This is a genomic window from Streptomyces sp. AM 2-1-1, assembly GCF_029167645.1.
Lineage (GTDB): Bacteria > Actinomycetota > Actinomycetes > Streptomycetales > Streptomycetaceae > Streptomyces.
In genome coordinates, this window is record NZ_CP119147.1 from 3,188,616 (window position 1) to 3,199,807 (window position 11,192).

The 11,192-nt window shown below is 72.0% G+C and carries 11 protein-coding genes; 5 read left to right on the forward strand and 6 right to left on the reverse strand.

The annotated features are described in order from the left end of the window. The first annotated feature begins 214 nt into the window (after nt 1-214). From PZB77_RS13595 to PZB77_RS13605, 3 genes are all read left to right on the forward strand, one after another. Nucleotides 215-895 (forward strand): aminoglycoside phosphotransferase family protein, encoded by a 681-nt coding sequence (locus PZB77_RS13595; RefSeq protein ID WP_275492861.1) that lies wholly within the window; start codon nt 215-217, stop codon nt 893-895. A gap of 335 nt (nt 896-1,230) precedes the next feature. Beyond that, the gene (locus tag PZB77_RS13600) at nt 1,231-2,640 is read left to right on the forward strand and encodes an LCP family protein (RefSeq protein ID WP_275492862.1); all 1,410 of its coding nucleotides are present in this window, start codon (nt 1,231-1,233) and stop codon (nt 2,638-2,640) included. A gap of 228 nt (nt 2,641-2,868) precedes the next feature. After that, complete coding sequence (locus tag PZB77_RS13605) at nt 2,869-3,627, forward strand: alpha/beta fold hydrolase (protein ID WP_275492863.1); 759 nt, start codon at nt 2,869-2,871, stop codon at nt 3,625-3,627. Nucleotides 3,628-3,794: 167 nt separating this feature from the next. Here PZB77_RS13605 and PZB77_RS13610 read toward each other — a convergent pair whose 3' ends face one another. From PZB77_RS13610 to PZB77_RS13625, 4 genes are all read right to left on the reverse strand, one after another. Then, nucleotides 3,795-4,259, reverse strand: coding sequence for a hypothetical protein (locus PZB77_RS13610; protein ID WP_275492864.1), 465 nt, complete (start codon nt 4,257-4,259; stop codon nt 3,795-3,797). 80 nt (nt 4,260-4,339) lie between these two features. Beyond that, nucleotides 4,340-5,266, reverse strand: coding sequence for an MBL fold metallo-hydrolase (locus PZB77_RS13615; protein WP_275492865.1), 927 nt, complete (start codon nt 5,264-5,266; stop codon nt 4,340-4,342). A gap of 1 nt (nt 5,267) precedes the next feature. Continuing rightward, nucleotides 5,268-5,576 (reverse strand): antibiotic biosynthesis monooxygenase family protein, encoded by a 309-nt coding sequence (locus tag PZB77_RS13620; RefSeq protein ID WP_275492866.1) that lies wholly within the window; start codon nt 5,574-5,576, stop codon nt 5,268-5,270. Nucleotides 5,577-5,744: 168 nt separating this feature from the next. Continuing rightward, nucleotides 5,745-7,220 carry an MFS transporter gene (locus tag PZB77_RS13625; RefSeq protein ID WP_275492867.1) on the reverse strand — a complete coding sequence of 492 codons (1,476 nt, stop codon included), beginning with the start codon at nt 7,218-7,220 and terminating at the stop codon, nt 5,745-5,747. A 201-nt stretch (nt 7,221-7,421) separates the two neighbouring features. On the opposite strand from PZB77_RS13625, the gene PZB77_RS13630 reads away from it, so the two are divergent. Next, nucleotides 7,422-7,913: a MarR family transcriptional regulator gene (locus PZB77_RS13630; protein WP_275492868.1), complete on the forward strand. Its 492-nt coding sequence runs from the start codon at nt 7,422-7,424 to the stop codon at nt 7,911-7,913. An 11-nt stretch (nt 7,914-7,924) separates the two neighbouring features. Here PZB77_RS13630 and PZB77_RS13635 read toward each other — a convergent pair whose 3' ends face one another. Then, a complete protein-coding gene (locus tag PZB77_RS13635) occupies nt 7,925-8,815 on the reverse strand; it encodes an MBL fold metallo-hydrolase (protein ID WP_275492869.1) in 891 nt (296 codons plus the stop codon). Continuing rightward, nucleotides 8,802-10,409 (reverse strand): class I adenylate-forming enzyme family protein, encoded by a 1,608-nt coding sequence (locus tag PZB77_RS13640; protein WP_275492870.1) that lies wholly within the window; start codon nt 10,407-10,409, stop codon nt 8,802-8,804. The genes PZB77_RS13635 and PZB77_RS13640 overlap by 14 nt, the downstream gene beginning before the upstream one ends. 206 nt (nt 10,410-10,615) lie before the next feature. Between PZB77_RS13640 and PZB77_RS13645 the strand changes: the two genes are divergently transcribed. Then, nucleotides 10,616-11,071 carry a nuclear transport factor 2 family protein gene (locus PZB77_RS13645; RefSeq protein ID WP_275492871.1) on the forward strand — a complete coding sequence of 152 codons (456 nt, stop codon included), beginning with the start codon at nt 10,616-10,618 and terminating at the stop codon, nt 11,069-11,071. Nucleotides 11,072-11,192: the final 121 nt, after the last annotated feature.

Sequence of the window (11,192 nt, forward strand, 5' to 3'; positions counted from 1 at the left end):
ACACGAACCGCGCCCCCGCACTCCTTCGACGCGGCGGCCCCCGCGGAATGTTTCACGCGAACCCCGGTGAAATTTCCGAGTGGTGGTCCGGGCGCGGCTCGGACGGCCCGCGCCGCCCCGGGTCGGGCGGGTCGCCCGCGCCGGGGCCGGGCAGCCGGAGCCGAGTTCCTCCCGCCGCTCCCCATCCCCCCTGCGCGCGGGTAGGTTCGGCGCCATGGACACTGGCCATCTTCTGGGCTCGGGACGCAGCGCCGACGTGTACGCACTCGACGACTCCTGGGTCCTGCGCCGCTACCGCGACGAAGCCGACGCCACTCCCGAACTGGTGGTGATGTCCTACCTCTCCGCCTTCGGCTTCCCGGTACCACGCATCGGCCCGCCGGCCGACGGGGCGGGCCCCGGCGATCTCGTCCTGCAACGGCTGGCCGGCCCGACCATGGCCCAGGCGCTCATGGCCGGCTCCCTCGACGCCCGACAGGGCGGCGAGATGCTCGCCACCCTGCTGCGCGAGCTGCACGCGCTGCCGCCCCGGCTCTCCCCCGACCCGGAGGTCCGCATCCTCCATCTCGACCTGCACCCCGAGAACGTGATGCTGACCGAGCGGGGTCCGGTGGTGATCGACTGGAGCAACACCACCGAGGGCCCGCCCGGGACGGACCGGGCCATGTCCGCGCTGATCCTGGCGCAGCTCTCCCTCACCCCCGGCTTCCCGGCGGCGGAGGGCGTCAGGATCCTGCTCACCGCCCTGCTCACCGCCATGGCCGGGGACGGGGGGATCACCCCGGACGACCTCGCCGGTGCCGTCGCCCGCCGGTCGGCGGACCCGTACCTCTCCGTGGCGGAACGCGCGGTGCTCGGTACGGCGGCGGCGCTGGTGGCCGCACACGGCAGCTGACGGAGCCGGGGCCGTCGCGGGCCCTGCCGAGGTGCGTCGTCCGTCGTTCCGCCGGACGACGAAGCCGCTCCTGCTCCCGGGCGCCGACCGCTTCCACCGGCCGGACCCGGAGCGCACGCGCCGCCGGGAGTACGGCGGCCGCCACGGCGATCACCGCCGCGCTGCCGAGTACCGTGCCGACCGCGGCCCAGGGCACCGCGACGCCGATCCAGCCGGATCCTCGCTCCATCACCGGCTGCACGTTCGAACAACCGTATAAAGTCCGGTGATCGACATCGGGCGTCTGGTGTCCGGTCACGCCGGGTGGTCGGGGCGGGACGCGGGGGGCGATTCACATGGGTGGAACACGCGGACGGAAGAGTGCGCCGGCGGCCGGGAGCTCGCACCGGCGAGCGGGCGGGAAGTCCGGCAGACTGACGCGGCGTGGCCGGATCGTCGCCTGGACCGCCGGCATCGGTGCCGTGTGCGTCCTCGGCGCCGGCGGTGCCGCGGCGTGGGTCTACAACGACCTGGACGGCAACATCCACGGCGCCCACCTCGACGGCAAGCTCGGCGACGACCGCCCGGAGAACCTCAGTCCCGGCTCACGGAACATCCTGGTCGTGGGCTCCGACAGCAGGTCCGGGGCGAACGCCCGGTACGGGGGCATGGAGGGGGGCACCATGCACTCCGACACGCTGATGGTGCTGCACATCCCGGAGAACCGGAAGTGGGCCGCGGTCGTGTCCCTGCCCCGCGACTCCTGGGTGCGCATACCGGCCTGCGACAAGGGCGACGGTACGACCTCGGAAGTCCACCACTTCAAGATCAACGAGGCGTTCTCGCTCGGTGGTACGAGCGGCGAGGTAGCCGACGCCGCCGCTTGCACCATCAAGACGATCGAGGCCAACACGGGCCTGCGCATCGACAACTTCGTGTCGGTCGAGTTCCAGGGGTTCAAGGGCATGGTCAACGCCCTGGACGGGATAGAAGTCTGCCCCGAGCAGGCCATCCACGACGAGAAGGCCCACCTCGACCTGGAGGCCGGCTGCCAGACGGTCAGGGACGAGAAGGCGCTCGGCTACGTGCGTGCCCGCTACAGCGTGGGCGACGGCTCCGACACCGGACGCATCGGCCGCCAGCAGGAGTTCATGTCGGCGCTGGCCAAGAAGGCCAAGTCCAAGATGACCGACCCCGTCGCCCTCTACAAGTTGCTGCAGTCCCTCACCAAGTCCCTCACCACGGACGACGAACTGGCCGACGCGAAATCCCTCACCGACCTCGCGTCCGAGCTGAAGGGCGTCCCCGAGGACCGCCTGACGTTCCTCACCGTTCCCAGCTATCCGCGCGAGGCCGACGTCCCGACGGACAAGGCCAATGTGGTGTGGCAGTACCCGCAGGCCGCCACCGTCTTCACCGCTCTGGCCAAGGACGAGGAGATAGACAAGAAGAGCCTGGAGGCGGGCGCGAAGGATCCGCTGTACGCGTCCTCCGTGCACGTGCGTGTCCTGAACGGATCCGGCACCGAGGGGAAGGCCGCCGCGGTCGCCGAGAGACTGCGCGAGGCCGGGTTCACCGTCACGGGGACCGGCAACGCGCCCCACCCCGGCCGCACCGCCGTGACCTACCCTCCGGGCTTCGCCGACCGGGCCGCGGTCCTCGCGTCCCAGGTACCCGGCGCGCACGCCGTCGAGGACGCCGGAGCCCCGGCGGGCGAGGTCACCCTGGTGGTCGGCGCCGAACTGGACGTCGACGACCTGCGATAGGCCGTGTCCGAGTCGGCGCACCCCTCGCGCTCCGACGCCCCTCACCCGGACCGCCACGACACGGGACCGCGAGAGGCGCGAAGAATCCCCGCCCCGGGTTCCGTCGTGACCGGGTGGGCATCGATCAGGAGCGGGGCGCCGTGCGGGCAGCGTACGGTCGCCGTACGGGCAGCGTACGGAACGCGGCCCGGGTGAGCGCACGGCGAACGGACGGGAAGAGGAAGCGACATGACCGCACCGAGCACGGGGACCAACCCCTGGCTCCGCCGCTACCACGCCGCCGGGGCGGACTCCGTCTCCCTGGTGTGCTTCCCGCACGCCGGCGGATCGGCGGGATACTTCCACCCGTTCTCGGCGGCGCTCGCTCCCGAGGTCGGCGTGGTGGCCGTCCAGTACCCGGGGCGCCAGGACCGCTACGCCGAGCCGCCCTTCGAGGACCTCGGCGAGCTCGCCGAAGCCATCCATCAACAACTGGCCGCGCTGTCGGGCCCGTTGGCCTTCTTCGGCCACAGCATGGGCGCATCCGTCGCCTTCGAGGTGGCACGGCTCCGCGAACTGGGTGGCGCCGGGGCGCCGCTGATGCTCTTCGCCTCCGGCCGCCGCGCCCCGGGCACCCGCCGCCCGGGGCCGGTCGGCCCGCTGGACGACGCGGCGGTCCTCGCCCAGATGAAAGGGCTCGGCGGCGCCCACACCGGGCTGCTGGAGAACCCGGAGCTCGCTGAACTGGTACTGCCCGCCGCCCGGAGCGACTACCGCGCTGTCGCGGGCTACACCTGCCCGCCCGGTACGGTCATCCACTCCCCCATCACCGTGCTGACCGGCGCCGACGACCCCCTCACCACCGCGGACGAGGCCGACGCCTGGCGCCACCACACCACCGGCCCCTGCACCGTGCACACCTTCCCGGGCGGCCACTTCTTCCTGGAGCCCGAGTCCGGCCCCGTCCTCGCGACGGTCTCCGGAATCCTGGCGCGCCTCGGCACGTGAGAGTGATGCCGCGCGCTCGGGGCTGCTCCCCCTTCGGGTGAACCGTCGGCGGACGCGGTTCCTGGTGGGTGAGTGACGCCCCGCGAGCACCGGCGGAGGAGAGCGCACCGGCCGCAGGGCCGCCCTCCGCCCCGGCGCAGCGGCCGTCCCGCCCGAGGGGACGGGACTCAGCGCATGAGCCGCCACGCGAGCCAGGCGTCCAGCCCGCTCCACGCGGTGAAGGCGACCGTGCGGATCCAGCTCACGCGGATCAGATGGGCGTGGACGGCCGCGGAGAAGTGCTGCGCTAGATCCACCCGGTCCGGTGTGGCCACGACGCCGGAGAGCGTCATGATCAGGATCAGCAGGACCAGGGTCACCAGCGCCGCCCGGAGCGGGACCGCCCGGGACCTGTTCAGGACGAGCAGCACCGACGTCACGCCGGCCACCAGCAGCCCGGGGGCGAGCACGCGCCAGAACATCTGGTTGTGGGCGGCCATGTAGGACTCCGACGCGCCCTCCCGGAGCCTGGCCACCATGGGGTAGTCCATCAGCTGCAGGGTCCACACGAAGCCGGTGGTGTAGACGACGGCCAGGGTCTGGGCCAGTACCAGCGCGGCGGTGAGGCCGCGCGAGGAGTCGTGCAGGGACATGATTCACTCTCTCGTCACAGGTGGGGCGGTGCGCTCCTCGGCGACTGCGGGGGCGGGACTCGCGGCTCGGCGTGCGTGGGTCATGCGGCGCAGTGCGGGTGGGACCCGCGGTAGTCGACCATCTCGCCGAAGACGGCCGGCACGTCCAGCGGAGCCGCGAGCCGCGCTCCCCGCTGCTCCGCGTAGGCGCGGGCGAGGTTTCCCACCAGCCTTTCGCTGTCGAGGAGTTCGGCGTGGGGTCCGAGGTCCGTCGCCCGGGCGAGCTGCAGCGGTGTCAGCCCTTCGGCGATGCCCCCGCGGGCCAGGCGGGCCACCCACCGGAGGTATTCGGCGTTCGCCTCCAGAAGTTCGGCGCCGCCGACCGGTCCGTGTCCGGGAACCACGACGAGCGGGTCCAGGGACCGCAGCCGGTCGAGGACCCGCAGGCTGCCCGCCACCGACCCCATGAGGACGAAGGGTGTCGCACCGGAGAACACCAGGTCGCCGGTGAACAGCACGCGTTGGCCCGGCAGCCACACCACGGCGTCGCCCGCGGTGTGTCCGGGTCCGAAGTGCAGCACCTCCACCGGGGAGGTGGACGTGGGCAGCGTCATGCGGTCGTCGAAGACGACCCGGGGGAAGCCGGCTTCCACGTGGCCCCAGTCGGTGTCGGGCCAGAGGGAGGTGAGCGAGAGACCGTGGTCGGCCATCTCCTCGGCCGCCCGCCGGTGTGCGACCACGGTGGCCTCGCCGAAGAGGTGGTTCCCGAAGGTGTGATCACCGTGGCTGTGGGTGTTGACGAGGATGCTCACGGGTTTCGCGCTGAGTTCGCGCACGACCCCGCGCAACTGCCGGGCGCGTGCCTCGGTCGCGGCGGTGTCCACCAGTACGGGGCCGTTGCCGTCCAGCACGATTCCCGCGTTGTTGAGGCACCATCCGCCGTCGGGCTGGAGGTAGGCGTGGACGCCCTCCGCCACCTGCCGCAGCTCGTGCAGCGGTACCACCGGGTCGAGTGCGGTGAGCGTCATGTCATACCTCCGGGGGGAAGCCGTCGAGCACGGGGTGGCAGATCGTCGGTGTGCCGGTCGCCAGTGCCGCCAAGGGAGCCAGGCGCCGGGTGACCTCGGGGTGCGACAGTGCGTCGCGCAGCGACTGCTCGTTCTCCCACTCGGCGACATTGATGTACGTCGGGCTGCCGTCTCGGGGGCGGAGCAGCCGGTGGTGGAGAAAGCCGGGCCGCGCCCGCACAGACGCGGACAGATCCGTGAAAGCGCGCTCGAACTCGGCCTCGGATCCGCGGACTTCGAAGACATTGACCAGGACGATCACGGAGTTCACTCCTTTCCTGCGGTGGGGCGGGCCTGCCGGCGTGGGCCGTGCGCGGGGACGCGCCGGTCCGACGGCGGGTGGTACGGCTGCACGGGCACGCCCGGGAGGACGACCCCGAAGGGTCCAGGCCCGACGACGGGGGGAAGTCGGACCTGGACCGGTACGCACGGCCGTGCCCTACTCGACGGTGACGAGCGTGCGCTCCGGCTCGTCGGTGGTGGCGCCGGACGCCGGCTCGGACTTCGCCACCGCGGGCGCGGGGCGGTCCTTGGGCAGCAGCATCGCGGTGACCGCGCCGAGCGCGACGAAGACGAAGCCGACCCAGAGAGCGGCGTGCAGTCCGTGCACGTAGTGCGCCTTGGTGTCGTAACCGCCCTGGCCGGCGAAGACCGCGGCGAGCACGGCCACACCGAACACTCCGCCGAGTTCACGGATCGCGTTGTTGGCTCCGGAGGCGATGCCCTCCTCCTCCCGGCGCACCGAGCCCATCACGACGTTGCCGGACGGACCGAAGTACAGGCCCATGCCGAAGCCGTTGCAGAGGAAGGCGGGCACCAGGTCGGGGAAGGAGCTCCCCGTGGTGATGCCGAGAGCCAGCCAGAGCAGGCCCACGCTCTGCAGGACCAGGCCGGCCACGATGATCGGCTTGCCGCCGATCTTGTCGGAGAGGCCGCCGCCCAGCGGAGCCGCGATGAGCACCACTCCGGTCCAGGCGAGGAAGCGCAGGCCGGCGGCGAAGGGCGAGTAGCCCAGGGCGGTCTGCAGGTACTGGGTGATCAGGAAGATCGAGCCGAACATCCCGAAGAACATGAAGAGCGAGAGCAGGTTCACCGTGGTGAAGGCGCGTCCCGAGAAGAGCCTCATGGGAAGCATCGGGTGGGGCGTGCGCGTCTCCCAGACGGCGAAGGCCACCAGCAGGGCGAGGCCGCCGAGGCCGGTGCCGAGGGTCTGGGCGCTGGTCCAGCCCGCCGAGTCGCCGCGGATGATCGAGACCACCACACCGAAGAGGCCGAGGCAGGCCAGCACGGTACCGACCAGGTCGAGCCGGGCCACCGGGCCGTGGCTCTCCGTCAGCCAGGAGAAGGACAGCGCGAGGAGCACGATGCCGATCGGCACGTTGAGCCAGAAGATCCACTGCCAGGACGCCGACTCGGTGATGAAGCCGCCGATCACGGGGCCCAGGGCGACCCCCAGCCCGCCGACCCCGCCCCAGACGCCGAGGGCGGCTCCGCGCTTGCTCGGCGGGACCGCGGCGGACAGGAGGGTGAGGCTGAGCGGCAGCACGATGGCCGAGCCGAGACCCTGGATCGCACGGGCCGCGATGAGCACGCCGATGCTCGGGGCCAGCGCGGCCAGCGCGGACGCCCCGGTGAACAGGACGATGCCGATCATGAAGAGCCGCCGGCGCCCGAAGCGCTCCGCCAACGCGGAAGCCGTGAGCAGGAAGACGGCGAAGGTGAGGGTGTAGGCGTTGACCGTCCACTCGAGCCCCTGGAGCCCGGTGTGGAGACTCTCTCTGATCTTGGTCAGCGCGGTGGTCACGACCAACTGGTCGAGGGAGACCATGAACGTGGCGATGGCGGTCACGGTCATGGTGCGCCCGGAATGGCCGATGGTGGCCTCGGACGCGTCCTGGTGTGTGGTGCTGTCCATCTCCGACTCCTTTGGATTTCGAATGGACTGCTGGGCTGTGATCTCATGCGCGGCGCATGGCGGCGGACTGCGTACGCGGCCTCGCGGACTCTCCGGCTCGACCGCTCCGGGAGGTGACAAAAGCGGTCCGACATGCAAGAGTTAGCTTGGAAACTCCAATGACGGAACCATAGACAAGGGACGGTTAGCATGTCAACTGAAATGGATACCGCGTCCGGACCGTCCGCCTCCGTCGACGGGCTCGACGGGCCGGAGTTCCGCTCGTGGATCTCCCTGGTGCACGCCTACGGGCACGTTTCCAAGTCCCTGGACCGCTCCCTGACGCAGGAACTCGACATCTCGCTCGTGTGGTTCGAAGTGCTCGCCCGGCTCAGCACCGCCGAGGACGGCCGGATGAGGCTGCTCCAGCTCAGCCGTCACCTGGTGGTCTCCAAGGCGAGCGTGACGAAGCTCGTCGACCGTATGGAGCGCGCCGGCCTCGTCCGGCGGGAGACTCCGCCGGAGGACCGGCGCGCCGTCTACGCGGCCCTCACGCCGAGCGGTGAGGCGATGCTGGCGAAGGCGCTGCCGCTCCAGGTGCGCAACATCCGCGCGGCGCTCTCCGGGGTGGGCCGGAGCGAACTCGACAGCCTGCGGGAGACCCTCGACGGCGTCATCCGGACGTACGACGACACCTGGCGCACCCACGGCTGAGGCCCCGGCGCTCACCACGCGACCTCGGTGATGTCGACCGGCCGCGGTGCCCGGGCGCGCATCCGGGCGACCAGGCCCAGCAGCCGCTCGTGCAGTTCGTCGGCCGGCAGGTGGCACCGGTCGCCGTGGCCGGGCAGCACCCAGCCGAAGCGGGCCCGGCGAGCCAGCCGCAGCAACGAGGCGATCAGCTCCGGCCGCGAGTGCCAGACCACCGTCTCGAAGACGTCGAGGTCCTGCGCGGCCCGGGACCAGTACAGCGTGTCGCCGGTGAAGCAGTAGCGCTCGTCCACCACGTACACGGTGCTCCCCCGGGTGTGACCGGGCACGGGATGCGCCACCACGCCGGGGAGCACCTCGACGGGGGAGGTCCCGCGCAGGACCCCGTCGGCGTACGGTGCCGCGTCCAGGTCGCCCTCGTGGATCCACACGCGGGCCCCGAAGTGCCGTGCGAACCGCTCCGCGTGGGCGGTGTGGTCGCGGTGCGTCAGGAGGATGTGCGCGATCCCGCCGCCGCGCTCGTACGCGTCGGCGACCGCGGAGCTCCAGCGCGGCGTGTCCACCAGCAGATTGCCCTCGGGACGGCCCACGAGATAGGCGTTGGCCCCGAACGTCCGGGCCGAGGTGTGCCCGCACAGATGGACCTCACCGTCGAGACGCAACGGGAAGGGGTCCGTCCCGACCCGCCTCCCACCGAGGCGGATCGACTGCACCGGGCAGGCGACCGCCGCCTGCTCCAGCGCCCGGTGCTCCTGCGGGCCGGCGGGCTGTCGGGCCAGTACGGAACGCCCCGCGGACTGGACCACCGTCCCGGGAGCCAGTTGGCGAGCCACGTCGCAGTCGATGCAGGTGTCGTCGATCTCCCACAACCCCCGCTCCTGCTCGGGACGTTCAGACGCCGGCAAGGCGCACCCGCAGCTCTTCCTTGGCGACCTTGCCGGTGGCGAGCCGGGGGATGACGGGGAGCACCTCGACGCGCCGTATGCGCTGACCGGCCGTCAGGTCTGCGTTGACCGAAGCGACGAGCGCGTCGAGATCAACGTCCCCGTCCTCCTGGAGCGTCACGAAGGCCACGGTGGACGCGCCGAGTTCCGCGTCGGGGCCCGCGATCACGGCGCAGTCCCGCACCGCCGGGTGAGCGTGGAGCCTGCGCTCGACCGCGGTCGGCGAGACCAGCTCACCACCGCAGCGGAAGGCGTCCTTGACCCGGTCGAACATGAAGAGGTAGCCGTCCGCGTCGAGATGGCCCATGTCACCCGTGGCGAGCCAGCCGTCCGCGTCGACCGGCGAGGGACCCCGGTGATCCAGGTACCCCTGCATCACGTGGGGACCGTGGATCTGGATCTCCCCGATCTCGTCCGCCGGCAGGATCCGGCCCGACTCCGGATCGACGACGCGTATCCGGCTGCCGTCCAGGGCCACCCCGACCGAGCCCGGCCGCGGCGCGTCCAGATCGTCCGAGGACGCCAGCGAGGAGGTCTCGCACATGCCGTACCCCTGCAGCAGCTGGAGGCCGAAGGCATCCGTCAGCGTACGCACCACGCCCGGCGGCACGGCCGTGCCGCCGGAGGCCATCAGGGAGACGGTGTCCATGCGCAGCGACGGCAGCTCGGGCGCGGCCGCGAGCTCCAGCAGGCGTACCGGGAACGTGTAGTAGTGCGTCGCGGCGGTCCGGTCGGCCAGCCCGACCGCCGCGGCCGGCCGCGGATCCGTGCACAGCACCTGGGTCGCCGCCATGGAGACGGCGGTGTTCATGTGCATCGGGTGGTAGATCGGGAGATGGAGCAGGACCGTCGAGGCGGAGGTGACGCGGTGCGCCGCCGCCATCTGCGCGGCGTTCACCTTGATGTTGCGGTGGCTCAGCTGTACGGCTTTGGGCACCCCGGTGGAGCCGCTGGTGAACAGCAGCACGGCCCGGTCCTCGTCCGCCGGCGTCACTCGGGGCCGCTCGCGGTCTTCGCGGTCGTCGTGGTCGTCCGTACCCGGCTCCTCCCCGAGGACGAACACGCGCCGCAGGTCGGGGAGGGTGTCCAGCAACGGCAGCAGCCGCTCGTGCAGGGCCGCCGGTACGACGGCCAGACGGGCCCTCGACAGCCTCAGCACGTGCGCCAGCACGGGCGCCGGCAGGAGCGGGTTGACCACGGCGGCCGTGCCGCCCGATCGCAGGATCCCGTAGTACACGGCGGGGAACCGGGGGTCCAGGGCCTGCGCGACCGCCACCGTCCCCGGCGGCTCGTCGAAGACCCGGTGGAGCGTCCCGGCCCAGCGGGTCGCGGCCGCGTCCAGTGCCGCGTAGGTGATCTCCGTGTCGGTGGTGCGGATCGCCACCCGCGCGGGGTGGGCCCGTGCCGCGTCCGCGAGCAGGCCGTCGACGGGGCCGCTCGCCCAGCTCAGCGGGGCGGCCCCGCCGTGCGAGGGCTCCGTGGCGTCGTGCGGGGGCGCATCGGCGCCGTGCGCCGGCTTGTCGGCGGTCAGCGCCACCGACGGGGTTCGGGTCATCGTGTCCTCATCTCCGGTCAGCCGTGTGCGCGACGGGCCGCCTCAGCGGTGCGCACGGTTCACGACCATGCGGTGTGCGACTCAAAGACGGCTGAAGGAATCGGCCGAAGCGTCTTTGAGCCGTTCCTTCAGCCGTTTTTGAGTCGGGACCGTCAACCTGGCGCCAACCCAGCGACGTTCACCACCACTCCTCAGGAGGACCACTCATGTCCCCAGTGACAGCCGAAGCGGCCGCGGTGCCGGTGTCCACGGAGGTGTACCAGGACCTCCAGCACTTCTACGCCCGGCAGATGCAGTCCACCGACGACCTCGACGTGCCGGCGTGGGCGGGCAGCTTCACCGAGGACGGCGTCTTCGCCACCAACGCGTTCGCCGAGCCGATCACCGGCCGGGCCGCCATCGCCGCGCACTGCGACCGCGCCTTCGCCGCACAGGCCGCGGCCGGGATCGTCCGACGCCACGTCATGACGATGCTGGCGGCCGACTCCCTCACGGACGCCGGCGCGGAGCGGGTGCGCACCAGGTCGTACGTGATGGTGCTGGAGACCCTGCGCGGCCGGAAGACCACGATCTACTGCAGCACCCTGTGCGAGGACGAGCTTGTGCGGGCGGACGGTGGCTGGCAGGTGCTCCGGCGCCAGGTGCACCGCGATGACCTCTGAGCCCTTCGGGCCGGCCGGCCGGCCCCTCCGGGTCCGGTCCGGCCGACACGACCGCTCCGCCCGCTCCGGCGGAGCCGGACACGCCACTCCACCGATGCCCTTCCCCGACCGGGAGACACAC